Below are 19,683 nucleotides of genomic sequence, written 5' to 3'. Positions count from 1 at the left end.
ACGACTTTATTTTGAAAGTGCAAAGAAAACAGGAGAAAAGTTTCGGAAAAAATGTTGTGGATGTTCATGAACTTACCTATCAACATGATACCTAGAAAGCAGAAACAGCCCCCGAAGCGTAATAGCTCCGGGGCTTTTTATTTTGCTCCCAGACATCAAATGTGATGCCTGGGGGACGATAGAGTAACAGGGGATAGTCGGCCCATGGGGGTTCCATTTCCATGACGCTAACCACTGGCTTGATAAAATTTCACACCATGTTTTGTTATTATATTTTACCAAGAAATTATTGAATACTGATTGGCATCAGACTGACCACCAGACACACGAACGTGATAAACACTACGCCGAGAATGAGGCAGATATAGAAACGCCCTCTCCTGATGAAATCACCCAGGCTGAAATGATACATCGGGTGATCATCAAGATAGGTCCTGTATTCCCTCACCATGACATTAATCATGATGCCAACATAAATGAGGAGAAACAAAGCTACTATCAGGATAGCCTGTTCTTCTTAGGCAAATGAATCTGTTATACTTTTCATGGTGCAAATATAGTGTTTTTCTTTGAAACAAGGTGTCACATTCCCCCCACAATGGTGTCGCATTCCTACAAAAAAGGTGTCTCCTTCGTGGGGGAAGGAGACACCTAGTACATACTTTTTATAACCAGCCATCGTGACACTTCATATCGCCGGTTCATCCACTTCATGTGCAGACGGGTAATACCCAGGATGAGGATATTGACGAGCATAAATAGGAAACAGGTGAACTGCAATAAATATAATGTATCCATTTCGTTCTTATTTTTGTATTTGGCATCTGCCAAGATTACAGTTTAATCGTCTTAATATGCATGCAAAAGTACATTTTTTATTTTGAAATGAGGGTAGAAAAAGGAAAAAGTGATTTTTAAAAAGAAAAAAATGGTTTTATTTATCGGGGACAGCTGACGAGTGAAACAAGAACAGCAGACTGGAGAAACTAGAACAGCAGACTAGCGGTAGGAAGAACAGTGGGCTGTCTGAGCCAAACAGCGAACGAAAACCGGTTTGCCAGGTTTTTAAATAACCGAAATATAACACCGTTTACGGCTGATATCAGAAAAGAAGAAAAATTGATTTTACTCTTTACCCAATCGCTTGGAATGCCTTTATATAAAGGGGATTCGAGCTATCGGATGAAGAGTTTTGGACTATTCCATTGCCTCATATCCTTTGTTCTGAACCAACTTGCCATTGAAGGCAAGGCTTCGCTGAGGTATCGGGAAGACGATGGAAGAGGACGAGAGAGCGGACTGAACAGAACGGCGAAGATGCGAGGACTTGAGGAACTTGCCGAAACGGATAAGGTCCTGACGGTGACAAGTCTCGCCCGCCAGCACAACCTGACGGTCTTCCAGAATATTGGCAAGCGAAGACTTGCGCGCAGGCAAACCGGCATGCGCACGAACCATATTATACTCTGCCCTGCCATCCCCATCGTTGCGCTCCATCGCCTCAGCCTTCATCAGCAAAACATCAGCATAACGGAAACGGAAAAGAGGTTTGGCTGGTCGGGAATGCAGAACAGAATCAGCCTCATCCATCACCAGCGCATCCTTCGGCATCAGATAACGCGCAGAACTGTTGAAGATTTCATCCTCCTCTAAACTGCAGCCTTCATCAGCCAATCTGTTGCAATAGAAGATACAGGTTTCCCAAGCATTCAATATTCTGCTGCGGTTCTCACTCGCCTTGCCGCCCGTAATGAGCGAGGCGCCATCGGCAGTACGCACCATAAATTCCAGGTCCCTACCCTTCGGACGCTTCCTGTAACCCTGCGCCCAATCGTTATACATATAGATTTCAGCATTCAGCGCCAGTTTAGCCAGCAGGAAGTTGACCACAGGCTGCGTGATGCGTCCATAATGAGAGCCTTCCTCCAAACTGGACGTCTGAGGAAGATAAGGCAATACCTGCTGCAATTCGCTGAAGATGAAATGGAAGATTTCGCTCCGTTCGCTCTGAGCCGACAGCTTTTCATCGGTAACAGAAGAGCCCGATGCCGGTTCATAGATGAGTGATTCTGCCGCAGACAGGAGTACCGGAATCCTGCCATACAAATCCATCGCCTCATAATACATCATGGCTCTGATGGCACGCACCTCAGCCTTGAACTGCACCTTCTGGTTATCGGTAAGGCGTACTGACTGTAAATCAATCATATCCAGCGACTTGTTGCACATACCGATAGCCCGATAAAGATATTGCCAGGAAGAATAAAGCTGCTCATCATCAGGAGAAAGAGAAAGCAGACTGTCCAGACGCTGAATATCGCAGATGCCTTCCCCATCTATCGTTCCACCCATAAAATCATACAAAGGAGCTATGGTCGTATCAAATATTTCAGACGCAGAACCATTGCTGCCACCCCCATCGAGCTGATCCTTAGGATGCTCATTCAAGCACGATGAGAATGCCAACAGGGTCAGGAAAGAGATGACCCACGTGAACAAATGTGAAATATATCGTCTCATAACCATATCACATGAAGTTTAGGTTTCAAACTGTCAAGACTGCGAATAACAGCAATCCGACTGCAAATATAAGAAAAAAGAATGATAAAAGGACACAAATATAGTAAAAATCTACGTAAATTTTGCGGGATTAAAATTTATTTGTACCTTTGCACCCGGTTAGCAGAGAGCTAACTAAGGGGTGCTACCGCCGGAAAAGAGAAAAAAGCGGATGCTGAGAATATACCCATCGACCTGAACCAGGTAATGCTGGCGTAGGAAAATAAGGCACATTCCCCCCTTATATGATGTTTTTAATTTAAATAAATGAAAAGATTCAACGGGATCGCACTCAGTGTAGCGTTTTGCTCTTTGGCAAGCCAGGCTGCACTGGCACAGACAAAAATCGACACCTTGAAGGTGCAGAATTTGAATGAAGTGATTGTAAAAGGCGTACGTGCCGCAAAGGAAGCTCCATACGCCGTGGCTAACATCAGGAAATCAGAACTCAAACAATTCTCTTGCTCAGGTCAGGAATTGCCATTTCTCCTTTCTCGTACACCGGGCATCCTCGCCTGGAGTGAGAACGGTATCGGCACCGGTACTACCTATATGCGCATTCGTGGCGCTGCCGGAAGCCGCATCAATGTAACACTCGACGGAGTGGCTCTCAACTCACCGGAAGACCAGACCGTTTTCTGGGCTAACATGAACAGTTATTCTTCGCTCCTGGGCAGCATCCAGGTACAGCGCGGCGTAGGCTCTTCTACCAATGGCGACGGTGCCTTCGGTGGAAGCATCTCTATGGCTACAGCTGCTCCTTCGCTCACCCCTACTGCAGAAGTTACCGGTTCTTTCGGTTCTTACAATACCTATCATACAGGCGCCAGCTTCTCTACAGGTCTGCTCGGCAAGCATCTGATTTTTGACGGTGCTTATCACGAGACAGCTACCGACGGTTATGTAGACGGCACAGAAGGCCGCTCAGGTTCTTACTATGGCGGACTGACCTGGCTGAGCGATAACTTCAAGGTAAGCTACAAGAACATCGGCAACTTCGAGAAGACCGGTCAGGCTTGGAACGGTGTGCTGGGCGGAGATTACAACTCTAACTTCAGCCTCCTTCAGGATGGCATCCGCACTTATAAAGATATGTATAAGGCAGGTCTGGATAAGTTTAACGTGCTGACAGGCGATATGGTTCGCAACGGCAAGGGCGATTATACCATCACTCCTTATACCCTGCGCGACGGAAGCAAATGGGACAAGACTACTGATAACTTCTATCAGAACCACAACATCCTTTCGGCTACCTGGACACCAAGCAGCCACTGGAGCCACAGCCTCTCACTGCATTATACCTATGGCTACGGCTACTACAAGGAGTTCAAGAACAACGCCAAGTTTGCCAAGTTCGGACTCGTTTACAAGGATGCAGAGGGCAACAAGGTTAAGAAGTCAGACTTCATCCGCAAGAAGGGACTCAGCCAGCATACCTACGGCATGGTATACAATACCAACTACAAGGATGAGCACTGGGATGTTATCGGCGGATTGAACCTGCAGCAGTTCCGCGGCAACCACTGGGGATACCTTACTTATATCGCCAACCAGGATGCCGAGAAGAAATTCTTCGACAGCAACGGCCAGTATAAGTACTATGATTCTGATGCCCACAAGTATGACTACAGCGCCTTCGTCAAGGCAAGCTATCGCTTTGCAGACTACTGGAATGCCTTCGCTGACCTGCAGTATCGCCGTGTAGAATACAAGACCGACGGTATCAACGATAAATTTATCGCCCAGGCAGATGGCAGCTACAAGAACCAGGAGCTGAACATCAACGAGAAGTACAACTTCTTCAATCCTAAGGCAGGTATCAGCTTCAACAAGGATGGCCACAAGGCATACGCATCTGTAGCCTACAGCAACCGCGAGCCAGAGCGCAACAACTTTACCGACAACTTCAACTATCCATTCCCTAAAGAGGAGAAGTTGCTCGATGTAGAGTTCGGCTATCAGTATCAGGGCGACAACTGGCATGCAGGCGCCAACTTCTACTATATGGATTATGACAACCAGCTGGCTCAGACCGGACAGCTGAGTGACATCGGCGAGGCACTGACCACCAACATCAAGGATTCTTACCGTATGGGCGTAGAGCTGACAGCCGGCTGGGCACCATTGTCATGGTTGTCTGTAGAAGGAAATGCCGCTTTGAGCAAGAACAAGATTAAGGACTTTGATGAGTATGTAAGCAACTGGGAAGACGACAAGAAGCCAGGCGTAGTACATTACGACAACTCAACCCTGTCTTATTCTCCATCAGCTATCCTGAACGGATTCATCGATATCCACTATGCCGGTTTCTCAGCTACCTGGCACACCAACTTTGTAAGTCGCCAGTATATTACCAATACAGAAGACCGCGACTTCTCACTGCCATGCTATTCACAGAGCGACCTGAGCCTGAACTACAGTGCTAAGGTAACCAAGGCACTCGGCATCAAGGAGATAAGCTTCGGTGTAGACATCAACAATATCTTCAACCGCCACTATGCAGCCAGCGCATTCACCTGGGGCAATGCTATCGGTTACGGATATACATTGGACAACCGATTCAAGCAGATAGCCTACATCCCGATGGCAGATACCACCTGGATGACGCATCTTACATTGAAGTTCTAATCAGAAATCATCATGATGGATTATATTGCATCACATGGTTTAGACATCTTTACCACGGTACTCGGACTGGTTTATATCCTGTTGGAGTACCGTGCCAGTATCTGGCTTTGGCTGGTAGGCATCATCATGCCTGCCCTGGACGTATGGCTCTATTGGAGTCATGGTCTTTACGGCGATGCGGGTATGGCGGTCTACTATACGATAGCCGGTATATATGGTTATGCCGTATGGAAATATGGCAAGAAGCACAACCAGAAGGAGAAAGAAGAACTTCCGATTACCTATATGAAGAAGTCGCTCTATCTGCCTACTCTTCTGTTCTTCCTGGCAACCTGGGGTATCACCTATTATATACTGATAACTTTCACCAACTCTACAGTTCCTCTGCAAGACAGTTTCACCAATGCCCTGAGCTTTGTGGGGCTCTGGGCGCTGGCACGCAAATATATCGAGCAGTGGTTCTTCTGGATTATCGTAGATGCCGTTTGCTTCTATCTCTATATCGTCAAAGGTATCCCATTCAAGGCAGGACTTTACGGTCTCTACGTCATCATCGCCGTAGCCGGATACTTTAAATGGAAGAAGATGATGATGAAAAAGAGTTGATAGTTAATAGTTCAGATATTATAGACGGAAAAAGGAAGCCAAGGCAAAAACAAACTTGCCAGGCTTCCTTTATTTCATTTATATAAACAAGAACCACTATACCAAGGTTCCGCGCTTAAACTTATCCTATCAGCGAAAAGCACATCCTTTATGCCCTTTTCACCTTTAATCCGTTTTCGATACTAACCAGTTCATCGCTGAATCCAGCATCAATCTTCAGTCTTTCTTCCACTTTTGAACAACTGTGGATAACTGTGCTATGATCACGATTACCAACGAGTTTGCCGATTCTCGAAGCAGGCATTTTGGTATATTTCTGTGCCAGATACATCGTTACCTGTCTTGCCACGACATAATCACGCTTACGGCTCTTGCTGTTCACGGCAGTAACCGTTACATTATAATGATGGCAAACCGTTTCAACAATATCATCGATGGTGAGCGGCTTATCATCCACCTTCACCGCACGCTTGATGACGCGTTCGGCAAGACGGATATCAATGCTGCTGTTATAAACAATGCTGTAAGCCAGAAGACCATTGATGGCTCCCTGCAAATCGCGCACACTTCCGTTACAGGTCTGGGCGATGAAAGAGATGACATCTACCGGAATCTTCAAACCGTCACGACGAATCTTATTGCTCAGGATATCCACACACAACTGGATATTCGGCTTCTCCAACTCGCAGACCAGACCGCAAGAGAAACGGGTGAGCAGACGGTCTGGCATATCCTTCAACTCTACCGGAGGGCGGTCGCACGCCAGGATAATACGCTTTCCGTTGCGGAAGAGGTGGTTGAAGATATGGAAGAAGGTATTCAGTGTCTTCGCCTTACCAGCCCACTCCTGGATATCATCCACAATCAGCATATCGATAGACTGATAGAAGTTGATGAAATCATTGCTCGCATTATGGAGCACGGCATCGGTATACTGGGTCTGGAAAAGACGGGCACTCACATAGAGCACACGCTTCTGAGGATACATCTGCTTCGCTTTCAGACCGATGGCATTCACCAGATGCGTCTTACCGCTACCCGAAGGTCCGTAAATGAACATTGGGTTAAACTGGGTGGTATTGGGATGCTCGGCAATAGACAATCCTACGGAACGAGGCAGCTTATTGCTGTCACCCTCCATATAATTGTTGAAAGTAAGCTTCGGGTCTAACTGCGTATCAATGTCTTCCTGCTGCTGGGGAGCGGCAGGCTGGGCAGCCGTCTGCTGGGCACACTCACGAGTTTGCTTTGCCATATCAGCATCGTCTGGATCTGCCTCAATATCTTGAGAAAGCTTATGCTCCTTATCGGTTACAACACGATAAGTGAGACGGATTCCTTCACCAAAATTACGATGCAGCACCTTACTTAACAAGTCAACAAAGTTCTGTTCCAAGTACTCGTATACGAACGGACTCGGAACCTGCACCAACAAAGTCTTTGTCGACGGCTTGTACGATTCAAAGACGATTGGCTTGAACCATGTGTTATATTGCTGCTCTGTTACACTGTTCTTTATGAGCAAAAGACTGTTGTCCCAGAGGGCTTTTGGACTTGCTAACATTGATTACTTATATTATTAATACTTTAATTCACAAATGACGGGACGCACCAAAAGATGCGAAATCACGTGCAAAGTTACAAAAAAAATAGGAGAAATGCAAATCCCCTTATTTAAAATATTTTAATAGATAGTCTTTAAATTACTGAATACCAAACACTTGTATAAAATACAAATATAGCAGACTGAAATTCAGTGAAACAATAATGTAACGTCCCCGAAACGGCTAACAAACAAACAGTTTGCGAGTCATTTCGGGGCGTGAAACATACCGAATCTTATTTAGACTAAATTTATTTAGCTCAAACTCTTTTTACTTGTCTTTTCTGCCGAAAACAGAGAAATGGACATAGCGTTTCGGATGTGCCTTCAAGTCGATAACCAAGGAGTCGGCATGACTCATGGTTGACGTCAGATTGTCGTACAGTTTGGTATCGTTCATCAGCAATCCGAGGCTGCCCTGGTTGCTGTTCAGCTTCTCAGTAAACTGATGAGCACTCTCCAAAGTCTGGTTCACCTTGTTCAAAGTGCCCTGCACATCAAGACTGGCCAGATTAGCTGTGAGGCGGTTGGTATTATCCAGCACGCCATTTGCCTTTCCAATCATACCCGGAACCTGTTTGTTGAGTCCTGCCATCAGGGTATTCAGTTCACGTGTAGAAACGGTGAGGTTGCTTGTGATGGTTTCCACATTATGCAGCGAAGCAGCCAGAGCCGGGTCAGCCAGCAGCGCATTCACGCTGGTAAGGATAGAATCCAACTTAGGCAACATCTTTTCCACTACCGGAACCAGGTTGGCAGCCTTATCCATCATGCCTCCGTTTACAGCACCCGGAATGATACCTCCCGGTTCTACTCTTTCGCGCGGATTGTTTGCCAGAAGCAGATTCACCTGCAGGTTACCCATCAAGTCTTTTACTATTTCGGCTTTACTGCCCTGCGGGATTCTCAAATCCTTGATAATATCCACCTTTACTTTGATAGGACCATTCTCCTTGTAATCATATTCCAAACCATCCACGATACCTACCTTATAACCATCCGCATAAATAGGCGTAGAGGCACCCAGTCCCTGGATGTCATCAAACGTCATATAGTAGGCGTTGTTGGTAGAGAACAGATTCATGCCTTTCAGAAAATTGATTCCGAAATACATAATCAAAATACCGACAATAGCTACAAGAGCTATCTTGATTTCTTTTGTTAGCTTCATATTTATCTCTTTATATATTCGTGCTTATATCTTATCCTTACTCAGGTCAATCAGCGGTTTCTGTTCTGTTTGAACTCACGTATAGCCTGATTCACATCATATTTCTTTCCATTCTTGAAAGCTATGATGAAAGCTTCCGGGAACTTCTCGGCAAGCGTCTTGCGCAAGCGGAAAATCTCATTATAGTTGGTAGAAGCTCCCATCGTATATTTCACCATATTGCCTTCCTGATAACTGTCATAACCGGTTTCGCCCTTAAAATGGGCATCGCCCTTGCGGAGCGTGCGGTTGCTGACAAATATCTGGAGCTTGAAGACAGGCGCATCGGCTACATTGGCTTTCTGCTGTGCCGGCTTGTTCTGAGCTACAGTTCTATTCTGCTGCGTCTGTCTGCTCTGCTGCGTCTGTCTGCTCTGCTGAGCCGGCTTATCCTGCGGGTTCTGTCTTCTGTTCTGCTGAACCGTTTTAGCCTTTGTTGCTCTGGTTTCCACCTGCTTCACCGTTCTTCTCGGCGCAGTATCCGCCTCCTCAGCACGGCGCTCGTCCTTTTCCTGTTTCGTATCAGAAACTATCTTGGCAACCGGCACCGATTCTGTATCCGCAGCTCGATAAGGAACCGAGATGGATTTATCGTATTTATTGCGATATTGCGCAAAACCTTCGTAGATGCCTCGGGCGATATCATCCACCCTGCTGGCATCGTTGAGCAGTCTTTCTTCATCGGCAGTAGTGATGAAACCGAGCTCTATCAGACAGCTAGGCATCGAGGTTTCTCTGAGAACCAGGAATCCTGCCTGATGCACACCCTTATCCGGACGGTTGGCACCGGAACATACCTTTCGCTGGATATTGCGCGCCAGTTCTACGCTTCTCTCCATATTCTTACCCTGTATAAACTCGAAGATGATGTAACTCTCAGAAGATCGCGGGTCGAAACCCTGATAGGTATGCTGATAGCCCTTCTCCATCGAGATAACGGAGTTCTCTCGCATAGCCACATCGAGATTATCCTTGGCACGGTGCATACCGAGCGTATAGGTTTCAAAACCGCGGGCTATCTTACCGGCTGGCAGCGCATTGGTATGTACCGAGATAAACAGGTCGGCATTGGCGCGGTTAGCAATGTTGGCACGCTGTTTCAGAGGAATAAAGACATCCGTCTTGCGGGTATAGATGACTCTCACATCCGGCATATTGCGCTCAACATATTTGCCAAACTGCAATGCCACAGAGAGATTGATATTCTTTTCTTTGGAAATAGCACCACGTGCGCCCACATCATGACCACCATGACCTGGGTCGATAACGAGCGTGAAACGGCGGTTGGAGCCTGTCGCTGTCAGCACCAACATACACAATAGGGTCAATATGAGTGTTATTTTCTTCAACATATCTTTCTGATGATTTTGCAAAATTACTACTTTTGTATCAGAAAACCTAAATCTACTATAAAGTTTTATCATTTGTTAATACAACTTCTACCCCTGCGCCGTCACAATCTGCTCCAAAAGGAGGATTAACTTTGGTAATAGCGAGTTGTATTTTCTGAATAGTCGGATATTCTGCAAAGAGTCGCTTTCCTATCCTTCCGGCTACATGTTCCAGCAGTTTGCTAGGTATCTCCATCTCCTGTTTCACGAGTTCATAGAGTTCTGCATAGTTGAGGGTTCCAGCCAGTTCATCGGTTTCCATGGCTCTGGAGAAATCATAGCTCACATCCAGATTCACCACATAATCGTTGCCCACCTGGGTTTCCTGTGACAGAACGCCGTGATACGCATGGAAACGGACATTCTTCAAGTATATCTTACTACAGAAAAGCATAGTTTATATCAGTTTCTATCTTGGGGATTAGGATTCGGAATCGCTATCATCGTAAAGTTTCATCAGGCTACCATCCTTCAGATATCTCTTCAGGGCTGTCACAACACCTTTCTTCCAGGTATTGATGTTATCTGAAGTAAGCTGGAGCTGATAAACGAGTTTGATGACATGTTCGATAGGCATACGGTAGCGCAGCACACCGGAAATCAGCTTGGCATAGTTCCAGTATTCAGGATTAAACTTCTCGCTCAATCCCTCAACCGTAATCTTATATCCTCGCTTGTTCACAAACTGGAAGTCGTATCGCTTCAAGCCTCCATCCAGAATGGTCTTCACGATTTTGCCTTTGCTTACAGATTTAGGCAGCATGATACCCTCGTCCTCATCCTGTAAACCCGTGAAGATTTCGTATGGATGACCGTCGAGCAGTCCTACAAGAGCCACCCATTTCTCCTTATTATTCTGGAATCGCACCACATCGCATTCGAGTTCTCGAGGTCGCACCTCCATCACTTCAGGAGAGAAAACAGGAAGATGAGTTTCCTCTGAAACAACATTGGCTATCTGATCATAGAGTTTATTCCAATCAGACTGTTCTACATGATAATTCTGATGAAGTGTTGCCAGATTAGCATTCAATTCATCTATAAGAGCCTTGGAAGCCTCTTCAAAAGTCATATTTTCAGTATATTTCATATCAAACGTTTCATATTTAGGTGCAAAATTAAACTTTTATTTCTAAAATCTGAAACGTTTTGCCATATATTTCACTAAAAAAGCGAAAGAAAGACAACTTTTTGGGAAACTTTCACTAACTTTGCAGCAAAATAGGGTTCTGAAATGGAACAGAACTCCTATATATATATTAAGGTATAATGATAAAATAAAAAAGATATGGAATCGATTAAGAACAGAACAAGCATCAGAAAATATGCAGAGAAGGAAGTATCTGAAGAACTCCTGAACCGCCTTTTGGAAGAGGCAGAGCGCACCCCGACAATGGGAAACCTGCAGCTTTACAGCGTTGTGGTAACAAGAAGTGAAGAAGGAAAGAAGGCACTGGCGCCAGCCCACTTCAACCAGCCGATGGTAACAGAAGCCCCGGTCATCCTCACCATCTGTGCCGATTATCGCCGCACAACCCTCTGGGCAGAGAGCCGCAAGGGAACCCCGGGCTATGACAACATTCTCTCTTTTATGAATGCAGCTACCGATGCCCTTCTTTTCACCCAGACCTTCACGAACCTGGCAGAAGAAGCCGGTTTGGGCACCTGTTTCCTGGGAACTACGGTTTATATGCCAAAGATGATTATCGACACTCTGAAGCTCCCTAAGCTCGTAATGCCAGTAGCCACATTGACCATCGGCTGGCCGGCAGAACATCCAGCCCTGAGCGACCGTCTCCCTCTGCGCAGCATCATCCACCACGAGCATTTCGAAGATTACACCCCAGAGAAGATTGACGACTTCTATGCAGGGAAGGAAGCTCTGGAAGAAAACAAGGAGTTCGTTCGCATCAACAACGTAGAGACCCTAGCCCAGGTTTTCACCGACATCCGATACACAAAGAAAGATTGCGAGGCGATGAGCCAAGGTTTCCTCGAAGCCCTCAAGCAGCAAGGATTTATTTAAAGGTAAAAAAGTAAAAAGGTAAAAAGGGCACCTCGCTGGTTAACATTCCGCTAGGCTTTTTTTACCTTTTTACCTTTTTACTTTTTTACCTTTTCATTATTCTACAACGATTGGCTTGTACTTAGGAACCAATGCCTTCATGATGCACCAGCCTACGAGGTAAGCAACACTACAGATGCAGAATACAATCATGTAGGCACCTGGCTTGCCATCGAAGCCCATGAAGCTGAAGGCTGAACCCTGACCATCTGCATAGGTGAAGAGCATACCGGAACCCTTGTTAATCAGGAAGGAACCGATACCACCTGCCATCGCACCAATACCGGTGATAGTAGCTACAGTTGACTTAGGGAACATATCACCGATGGTAGAATAGAGGTTAGCTGACCATGCCTGATGACCTGCACCGAGCAAACCGATGATGATAGCTGGCCACCATGCACTGTACTCACCCATAGGCTGGGCTATCAGACCGAGCAATGGGAAGCAAGCGAAAATCAACATCGCACGCATTCTACCGATATATGGATTCATACCCTTCTTGTCAACAAAGTAGGTTGGCAAGTAACCACCACCAATACTCAATACGGTTACAATAGCATAGAGAGTGAAGATGAGGGCGATACCCATACCTGAATCTGAAGAATAACCATACTGGTCAGAGAAGTAAGCAGGTGCCCAGAAGAGGAAGAACCACCAAACACCATCAGTCATCAACTTACCTACGATGAATGACCAGGTCTGACGGTAGCTGAAGCACTTCAGGAAACCGATAGTTTTCTCCTCAGCGGCACTTTCTGTCTCTTTCCCAGCCTCAATCTTTTCGAGGTCCTCATCCTGTTCAATATAAGTAAGTTCAACCTTGTTTACATGCTTGCTCTTAGATGGTTTGTCATAGAGCCATACCCAGAGGCCCATCCATACATAACCGAGCACACCGATGATGATGAATGCCCACTCCCAGCCCAGGCTGCGAGCCAACAATGGAATGGTAGCTGGTGCTGCCAAAGCGCCTACTGAAGCACCACTGTTGAAGATAGCGGTAGAGAAAGCACGGTCTTTCTTAGGGAAATACTCTGCTGTTACCTTGATGGCTGCAGGGAAGTTACCTGCCTCACCCACAGCAAGAATCAAGCGGCAAGAGAGGAACAGCCATACACTGATTGTAGCAATCGCTACAGCTGCATCACTACCAGCCTGTACCATGCGGAGCGCCTCGATAGAATCATAACCTTCCATCTGCATAGCTACCCAACCGCAACCGGCGTGCATCACAGCACCTGTTGACCATACGAAGATGGCGATGAGATAACCTTTCTTGGTGCCCATCCAGTCAACAAACTTACCTGCGAAGAGGTTAGCGATGGCATAGAAGATGGAGAAAAGACCGGTGATGGTACCATAGTGATCATCTGTCCAGTGGAATTCTGGAGCAATGAAGTCTTTCCATGTTAAAGAGAGAACCTGACGGTCCATGTAATTGACTGTGGTTGCGATGAAGAGCAGCGCACAGATTACCCAACGGAAGTTGGACATTTTACTTGTTGTAATAGGGCTCATTTTATAAAAAAGTTTTTAAGCGTTATACTTATTTTTATTTTAGATTACTATTTAGACGGCAAAGCCTGGCTCATATTAATCATAAACCAGGTTGCCATATCATGTATCTTATTATTCCAATGTAGGAATCTTCACTACCTGCATATCGTTGTAGATCAGATTCTCACCTGCCATACCCCAGATAAAGGTATAGTTGCTGGTACCTGCTGCACAGTGGATAGACCACTCTGGAGAAATCACAGCCTGCTCGTTGTTCAACCAGATAGGACGTGTCTCCTGTGGTTCACCCATTACGTGGAGAATCTTCTGACCCTCTGGTACATTATAATAGAGGTAAGTCTCCATACGGCGGAGGTGAGTATGAGCTGGCATGGTGTTCCATACAGAACCCTCCTTCAACTCAGTAACACCCATCTGCAACTGGCAGGTACGAACACCGGCTACACCGTCGATAATCAACTGGTGGATTACACGGTCGTTGCTCTCCTTCAGGCTACCAGCCTTGATGTTGTTGGCATCCTTCAGGGTAATCTTCTTGGTAGGATATGTCTGATGAGCACAAGCGCTGTTCATATAGAACTTAGCTGGCTTAGCTGCATCCTTGCTGCTTACCTCGATGTTCTTGGCACCACGACCTACGTAGAGAGCCTCCTGGAAACCGAGCGTATACTTCTTGCCGTCAACGGTAACAGTACCCTCGCCACCGATGTTGATGATACCCAACTCGCGGTTGTCGAGCAGATTCTTCTCATCGTTTGGCTTGTCTGTATAGAGAGGAGCGATAGAAGTCAGCTTCAGAGGAGCGGTTGTTGGCTCAGCACCACCAATGAGGAAGCGGTCGAACATGGTGTATGTCCAGTTTACCTCGCCTGGAGCAAACACCTTCTCGATAGCGAATTCACTGCGAAGGCGGTCTGTTGTATAGTGCTTTGCATCCATCGGATTGCTTGCATAACGAACGTTGTAGTTAGTGTAGGCATTTTCTGCCTTCACTTCATAACCACATTTTCCACACTGACCAAAAGCCTGACTTGCTGTTAATACCATTGCTGCTAATATTAATGTTAATTTCTTCATAATTATCTTGTTTTATTTTTTACCTTTTTACTTTTTTTCTTCCTTCACGATGCGCTGACGGTTGATAACCATCATGGCTACCGTGATGACTGCGAGAACACCCATACCTACGTATGAAAGCTTCACACCGCGATAGATAACCCATCCGAAGAGAGAGGATGCGAAATCGAGTGCACCGCCTGAGAATCCGTCAGGGATATGAGCGGCATTATCGCCTGTTGCTGCATAAACCTGGTTGGCTGCCAGCGTAAAGTCTGGTGCCATATCGGTAACGAAATAGAGACCGATGACGAGGGTTACCAGGCCGATGATAAGCGTCTTCACCACATTACCTCTTGTAAACGGCAGAATCATTGGGAAGAGGTAGAACATACCTGCCAACGAAGCCAAAGGCAAGAATTGGTTGCCTGGCAGGAAGACTGCGATAGCCAGGATAACCGGAATCAGAATCACAGATGCTACCAGAGTAGTAGGATGGCCGATTACCAGGGCAGGACTCATACCGATATGAACCTTCTTGCCGTTAAACTTGGTCTTCACCAACTCCTGTGTCTTCTCTGAGATAGGCTTCAAACCGTCGATAAACAGGGCTGTAATACGAGGAATCAGCTCCATCACGGCTCCCATCGTTACACCCAGGAAGAGAATCTTCTTGATATCGAGCTGGGCTGCCCAACCTATCAGGGCACCTACGATAACACCGAGTACCAGTGGCTCGCCGAGCACACCAAACTTCTTCTTCAGTCCCTCTGCATCGATATCGAGCTTAGAGAAGCCCGGAATCATATCGAAGAGTTTATTGAAAACGATTGCGAATGGCATGAAACTCTGGCAGAATGGCTGCGGAATAGAGATACCATCCAAATCGTAATATTTCTGGAATCTGTCGGCTGTCAGGTCTGCACAGACCAAGGTATTGATGTAGCAGACGATGGCTGCGAAATAGCCCCAGAGCAAACTCTGACCCATCACGAAGTAAGCCACTGCACCGATAAAGGCGAAGTGCCAGTAGTTCCAGAGGTCGATATTCACTGTACGTGTTGTCTTGGTAATCAACATCAGGAAGTTGACACCCAGACAGATTGGGATAATCAATGCTCCCACTGCTGTATTGTAAGCTACAGCTGCAGCTGCTGGCCATCCCATGTCAAAAACGTTTAACTGTAAGTGGTAGATGTCTGAAATAGCCTTCAATGGGTCGTTGAAGTTGGTAGTAAGCAATGCTGTTACCACGCCCAAGCCTACGAAACCCACGCCTACGAAGAGTCCCGACTTCAGAGCCTTTCCGAATTTCATGCCAATACACAGACCGATGACCGTGAAGATGATAGGCATCATCACGCTCGCACCGAGACTGATAATATAGCTAAATACTTGTTCCATTTTAATTTGTAGTATTGTTTAATTGTTAGAAAATACACGACAAAGAGCACCCTCTTTTGTCTTTTTATGATTTGTTGTGTGCAAAGATACACTTTTTTCTTCAATTACAATACGTTTTGATGGAAAAATTTACGCAAAAAAAATCCCATCAGAACATTTCTGATAGGATTTCTCTATTTTTATACGTTTTTAAATGATTTTTTACCGAATCGGTCTTCATTCTTCCCTCTTCGTTCTTCCCTCTTCACTTCCTAGTCCTGGAAGTAAACTCTCTTCACACGGTTGCTGATGGTGGTCAGCACCTCGTAAGGGATGGTCTCGAGGATGTCGCTCAGTGTCTGGACAGGCAGATGCTCGCCAAAGATTTCTACCGAATCTCCTTCCTTGCAAGGGATATCGGTCACGTCTATCATAGCCACATCCATACAGATGTTGCCCACATAATCTGCCTTCTGCCCGTTCACCAGACAGTAGGCATGACGGTTGCCCAGACGGCGGTTCAGTCCGTCAGCATATCCGATAGGGATGGCTGCGATGACGCTGTCTCTGTCGAGAATCGTCTTGCGGCTGTAGCCCACACTGTCACCTGCCTTCACGTTGTGCATCTGCAGAATGGTTGTCTTCAGGGTGCTCACGCAGTTGATGGTCTTGTTGTTGCGCGAATTGATGCCGTAGAGTCCGAGTCCCAGACGGCACATATCCAGCTGGCGCTCCGGGAAGTGCTCGATACCTGCCGAATTGCAGATATGGCGCAATATCTTATGGTCGAAGGCTGCCTGCAACTGCTTGCTGCCCTTGTCGAAGAGTTCAAACTGATGAGCTGAGAAATCATCGAAACTGTCGTCATCGCTGCCCACGAAGTGAGAGAACACAGAACGTGGGATGATGGCATTCTGGTGCTTCAGCTTGCCGATGAGTTCCTCCATATCGTTCTCAGGGTCGAAGCCCATGCGGTGCATGCCGGTATCCAGCTTGATATGGACAGGGAAACCGGTTACGCCCTCTTTCTCAGCTGCCTTGATGAGCGCATCGAGCAGACGGAAAGAGTAAACCTCCGGCTCCAGGTCGTAATCGAACATGGTCTTGAAGGCGGTCATCTCCGGATTCATGATCATGATGTTGCTGGTGATGCCGTTCTTGCGCAGCGTAACGCCCTCATCGGCTACAGCCACAGCCAGATAGTCTACACGATGGTCCTGCAGGGTCTTGGCTATCTCTACGGCACCTGCACCGTAGCCGTCTGCCTTGATCATGCATACCAGCTTGGTTTCCGGCTTCATAAACGCACGGTAGTAGTTCAGATTGGCTACCACGGCGTTCAGATTCACCTCCAGCGTAGTCTCGTGTACTTTCTGTACCAGCAGTTCGGTGAGCTGGTCGAAGCCAAACTGACGGGCGCCCTTCAGCAGAATCACCTCATCGCGCAGGGAAGCAAACACCTCGCTGGCGATGAATTCCTCTACATTCGGGAAGAAGAACTTCTCTGAAATCTGAATCACGTCGTGCTGCTTGCAGAGCTCAGGACCGATACCGATGAACTTTACCACGCCACGTTTACGGGCTAAATCGCTCACCTCTTTATATAATACCTCCGGTGCCTGACCGCTCTGGTAAATGTCGCTCAATATCAGCGTATGGCGACGACCGCGATGGTCTGGACGGCGGTTCATGAAGTCGAGAGCGATATCAAGCGAATTGATATCACTGTTGTAGCTGTCGTTGATCAGCGTACATCCGTGCTGTCCTACCTTCACCTCCAGTCTCATTGCCACAGGTTCGAGCTGTGCCATGCGCTTGTCGATATCTTCAGCCGAAAGACCGAGTTTCGATGCCACGACGGCAGAGATGATGGCATTCTGTACAGATGCATCGTCGATGAACGGGATAGAGAAACTGTCTTCCACACCTTTATATATATAGGTAATCACGCTCACGCTCTGCTGCTTCTCGATGTTCTTTACATAGAAAGGAGCCTCCGCATTCTTGAGCGACCAGAAGAGTTTCTCGCCCTTATAGTCGGGATATTCGGCTATCACCTTGCTGATAACCTCGTCATCGCCATCATAGATTACGGTCTCTGCATCATGGAAGAGGATGAGTTTCTCCCGGCATTTCTCCTCCATGGAAGAGAAGTTCTCCTGATGGGCAGCACCCAGATTGGTCAGTACGGCGATGGTTGGCTGGATGATGTCACGCAGGGCAAGCATTTCGCCAGGCATACTGATACCTGCCTCGAAAACGCCCACCTGGGTCTGCTCGTTCATCAGCCATACCGACAATGGCACACCTATCTGAGAGTTGTAACTGCGCGGACTGCGGGTAACAAACATGCTTGGCGAGAGCAGCTGGTAGAGCCACTCCTTGACCATGGTCTTGCCGTTTGAACCCGTGATGCCTACGATAGGGATATTAAACTCGTCACGGTGGCGCTCAGCCAGACGCTGGAGAGCCTCGAGCGTATTTACTACCTTCAGGAAGTTGGCTCCCGGATAATCAGAAGCATAGCCCTTAGGCACATTCGTTACAACAAAGTTTTTCACACCTCTGCGATACAGCTCAGGGATGTAATTATGACCATCATTACGTTCCGACTTGAGCGCAAAGAACAGAGTTTCCTCTGGGAAACAAAGTGAACGACTATCGGTCAGGATAAAACCGATGTTGGTATCATTGTCTCCATAGCGACGCGCACCTATCAGTGTGGTTACCTTTTCAATAGTATATGTCATTGTCTTGTTATTTAAATATTCTTTATTTTATAAGAGATGATATTTCTCCATTTTATAAGAGATGATATTTCTCCTCAAATTGTCTTTTCTTCTCTTCCGTCCTGGCGATGAACTTCTGGTGTTCCTCGCTCTCGGGATGGAAGGGTTTGTGGCCGAGTGCTTCGCGGATAGGCCTCCAGTCTTCCAGAAACTGCTCTGCTGCCTTGCCGAAGTAAGTTGTCCGGAACCGCTCCCAGATATATTCCACAGCCTGTTCGCTCGGGTGCAGCATGTCTTCCTTGTAGAAGCGGTAGTCACGAAGTTCATCGTTCATGATCTCGTAAGCCGGAAAATAGCTCACCACTCCGGGATTCTCCTTCACCAGCTTATCGGCTGCCAGCAGGAGCGTAGCCTTCGAAAGCTGACTCCCGTGATAGCCGTATTTCGCATAGCGGATAGGACTTACCGTGATGATTACCTTCAGAGTGCCTTCACTGCTACCGGATGCTGCGGTCTGCGATTTCAGCAGATTGATAGCCTTCTGCAGATAGCCGGCACATTCGTCCACGCTCAGTTCCCGCTCTTCGAAGAGGCGCTGCGGGCGCTTCTGGCAGTTGTCCACTATCTCGCCCGTCTCCTTCAGGATATACACATGGTTGGTACCCAGCGTAAAGACAGCCACACGGGGACGCACCTCGGAACATTTCTCTACCGTATGGAGAATGCTTGCCGGATTATACATCACCCCAAAGGGATTCACCGTAGCCCGGAAGCGGTTCTCCACAAACCGCCGCCCCAGATTGTCGGCAAAGCAACTGCCCACAAAGAGCATCCGCTCTGCCGCCCCTATCTCGAAGTCGGCCTTCGGAATATCTATTTCTGTTCTAAATCGCATCATCAGAATTTGCAATCAGTCTATCAGTCTAAGGGGA

Annotated in this window: 15 protein-coding genes, 1 pseudogene and 1 riboswitch; of the genes and pseudogenes, 4 read left to right on the top strand and 12 right to left on the bottom strand. The window is 46.9% G+C overall.

Annotation, left to right across the window (positions count from 1 at the left end; all coding sequences use genetic code 11):
* Positions 1-289 precede the first annotated feature (289 nt).
* Positions 290-529: a hypothetical protein gene (locus tag KUA48_RS12090; RefSeq protein ID WP_147380585.1), complete on the top strand. Its 240-nt coding sequence runs from the start codon at positions 290-292 to the stop codon at positions 527-529.
* A 122-nt stretch (positions 530-651) separates the two neighbouring features.
* Here the strand turns inward: KUA48_RS12090 and KUA48_RS12085 are convergent, their stop codons facing one another.
* Positions 652-798 (bottom strand): hypothetical protein, encoded by a 147-nt coding sequence (locus KUA48_RS12085; RefSeq protein ID WP_153079331.1) that lies wholly within the window; start codon positions 796-798, stop codon positions 652-654.
* Between the two features lie 399 nt (positions 799-1,197).
* Positions 1,198-2,520 carry a RagB/SusD family nutrient uptake outer membrane protein gene (locus KUA48_RS12080; RefSeq protein WP_218432371.1) on the bottom strand — a complete coding sequence of 441 codons (1,323 nt, stop codon included), beginning with the start codon at positions 2,518-2,520 and terminating at the stop codon, positions 1,198-1,200.
* 167 nt (positions 2,521-2,687) lie between these two features.
* Positions 2,688-2,798: riboswitch (TPP riboswitch) on the top strand.
* 28 nt (positions 2,799-2,826) lie between these two features.
* Between KUA48_RS12080 and KUA48_RS12075 the strand changes: the two genes are divergently transcribed.
* Positions 2,827-5,187, top strand: a complete 2,361-nt coding sequence (locus KUA48_RS12075; RefSeq protein WP_256624425.1) for a TonB-dependent receptor — start codon at positions 2,827-2,829, stop codon at positions 5,185-5,187.
* A 12-nt stretch (positions 5,188-5,199) separates the two neighbouring features.
* A complete protein-coding gene (gene pnuC / locus KUA48_RS12070) occupies positions 5,200-5,793 on the top strand; it encodes a nicotinamide riboside transporter PnuC (RefSeq protein ID WP_218432373.1) in 594 nt (197 codons plus the stop codon).
* A 148-nt stretch (positions 5,794-5,941) separates the two neighbouring features.
* Here pnuC and dnaA read toward each other — a convergent pair whose 3' ends face one another.
* From dnaA to KUA48_RS12045, 5 genes and pseudogenes are all read right to left on the bottom strand, one after another.
* On the bottom strand, positions 5,942-7,357 hold the full coding sequence (dnaA, locus tag KUA48_RS12065) for a chromosomal replication initiator protein DnaA (protein WP_153079334.1): 1,416 nt from the start codon (positions 7,355-7,357) through the stop codon (positions 5,942-5,944).
* A 310-nt stretch (positions 7,358-7,667) separates the two neighbouring features.
* On the bottom strand, positions 7,668-8,567 hold the full coding sequence (locus KUA48_RS12060) for an MlaD family protein (RefSeq protein ID WP_118201291.1): 900 nt from the start codon (positions 8,565-8,567) through the stop codon (positions 7,668-7,670).
* 50 nt (positions 8,568-8,617) lie between these two features.
* The gene (locus KUA48_RS12055) at positions 8,618-9,919 is read right to left on the bottom strand and encodes an N-acetylmuramoyl-L-alanine amidase (RefSeq protein WP_371833710.1); all 1,302 of its coding nucleotides are present in this window, start codon (positions 9,917-9,919) and stop codon (positions 8,618-8,620) included.
* Between the two features lie 94 nt (positions 9,920-10,013).
* A complete protein-coding gene (folB, locus tag KUA48_RS12050; protein ID WP_153072817.1) occupies positions 10,014-10,391 on the bottom strand; it encodes a dihydroneopterin aldolase in 378 nt (125 codons plus the stop codon).
* A 66-nt stretch (positions 10,392-10,457) separates the two neighbouring features.
* Positions 10,458-10,916 (bottom strand): annotated as a pseudogene (locus KUA48_RS12045) (ribonucleoside-diphosphate reductase, adenosylcobalamin-dependent); the annotation flags it as partial.
* Positions 10,917-11,285: 369 nt separating this feature from the next.
* On the opposite strand from KUA48_RS12045, the gene KUA48_RS12040 reads away from it, so the two are divergent.
* On the top strand, positions 11,286-12,023 hold the full coding sequence (locus tag KUA48_RS12040; protein ID WP_218432375.1) for a nitroreductase family protein: 738 nt from the start codon (positions 11,286-11,288) through the stop codon (positions 12,021-12,023).
* A gap of 96 nt (positions 12,024-12,119) precedes the next feature.
* Here KUA48_RS12040 and KUA48_RS12035 read toward each other — a convergent pair whose 3' ends face one another.
* From KUA48_RS12035 to KUA48_RS12015, 5 genes are all read right to left on the bottom strand, one after another.
* On the bottom strand, positions 12,120-13,583 hold the full coding sequence (locus KUA48_RS12035) for an MFS transporter (RefSeq protein ID WP_118153798.1): 1,464 nt from the start codon (positions 13,581-13,583) through the stop codon (positions 12,120-12,122).
* Positions 13,584-13,694: 111 nt separating this feature from the next.
* Positions 13,695-14,660 carry a 5-dehydro-4-deoxy-D-glucuronate isomerase gene (gene kduI, locus KUA48_RS12030; protein ID WP_153079339.1) on the bottom strand — a complete coding sequence of 322 codons (966 nt, stop codon included), beginning with the start codon at positions 14,658-14,660 and terminating at the stop codon, positions 13,695-13,697.
* A 27-nt stretch (positions 14,661-14,687) separates the two neighbouring features.
* Positions 14,688-16,043, bottom strand: coding sequence for a PTS galactitol transporter subunit IIC (locus tag KUA48_RS12025; RefSeq protein WP_117695507.1), 1,356 nt, complete (start codon positions 16,041-16,043; stop codon positions 14,688-14,690).
* 251 nt (positions 16,044-16,294) lie between these two features.
* Positions 16,295-18,772 (bottom strand): bifunctional UDP-N-acetylmuramoyl-tripeptide:D-alanyl-D-alanine ligase/alanine racemase, encoded by a 2,478-nt coding sequence (locus tag KUA48_RS12020; protein WP_153079340.1) that lies wholly within the window; start codon positions 18,770-18,772, stop codon positions 16,295-16,297.
* Positions 18,773-18,824: 52 nt separating this feature from the next.
* Positions 18,825-19,646, bottom strand: coding sequence for a GSCFA domain-containing protein (locus KUA48_RS12015; protein ID WP_153114392.1), 822 nt, complete (start codon positions 19,644-19,646; stop codon positions 18,825-18,827).
* Between the last annotated feature and the right edge of the window lie 37 nt (positions 19,647-19,683).

This window comes from Segatella copri (assembly GCF_019249795.2).
In the GTDB taxonomy this organism is placed as follows: Bacteria; Bacteroidota; Bacteroidia; order Bacteroidales; family Bacteroidaceae; genus Prevotella; species Prevotella copri_B.
The sequence above is the reverse complement of the archived record's forward strand: the minus strand, read 5'-3'. Positions and strand labels throughout refer to the sequence as shown.

Coding starts and splice junctions, on each gene's coding strand:
- KUA48_RS12085 (WP_153079331.1), bottom strand. CDS start 798: ATGGATACATTATATTTATTGCAGTTCACCTGTTTCCTATTTATGCTC.
- KUA48_RS12055 (WP_371833710.1), bottom strand. CDS start 9,919: ATGTTGGTGCTGACAGCGACAGGCTCCAACCGCCGTTTCACGCTCGTT.
- KUA48_RS12020 (WP_153079340.1), bottom strand. CDS start 18,772: ATGACATATACTATTGAAAAGGTAACCACACTGATAGGTGCGCGTCGC.
- KUA48_RS12060 (WP_118201291.1), bottom strand. CDS start 8,567: ATGAAGCTAACAAAAGAAATCAAGATAGCTCTTGTAGCTATTGTCGGT.
- kduI (WP_153079339.1), bottom strand. CDS start 14,660: ATGAAGAAATTAACATTAATATTAGCAGCAATGGTATTAACAGCAAGT.
- folB (WP_153072817.1), bottom strand. CDS start 10,391: ATGCTTTTCTGTAGTAAGATATACTTGAAGAATGTCCGTTTCCATGCG.
- KUA48_RS12025 (WP_117695507.1), bottom strand. CDS start 16,043: ATGGAACAAGTATTTAGCTATATTATCAGTCTCGGTGCGAGCGTGATG.
- KUA48_RS12080 (WP_218432371.1), bottom strand. CDS start 2,520: ATGAGACGATATATTTCACATTTGTTCACGTGGGTCATCTCTTTCCTG.
- pnuC (WP_218432373.1), top strand. CDS start 5,200: ATGATGGATTATATTGCATCACATGGTTTAGACATCTTTACCACGGTA.
- KUA48_RS12075 (WP_256624425.1), top strand. CDS start 2,827: ATGAAAAGATTCAACGGGATCGCACTCAGTGTAGCGTTTTGCTCTTTG.
- KUA48_RS12035 (WP_118153798.1), bottom strand. CDS start 13,583: ATGAGCCCTATTACAACAAGTAAAATGTCCAACTTCCGTTGGGTAATC.
- dnaA (WP_153079334.1), bottom strand. CDS start 7,357: ATGTTAGCAAGTCCAAAAGCCCTCTGGGACAACAGTCTTTTGCTCATA.
- KUA48_RS12015 (WP_153114392.1), bottom strand. CDS start 19,646: ATGCGATTTAGAACAGAAATAGATATTCCGAAGGCCGACTTCGAGATA.
- KUA48_RS12040 (WP_218432375.1), top strand. CDS start 11,286: ATGGAATCGATTAAGAACAGAACAAGCATCAGAAAATATGCAGAGAAG.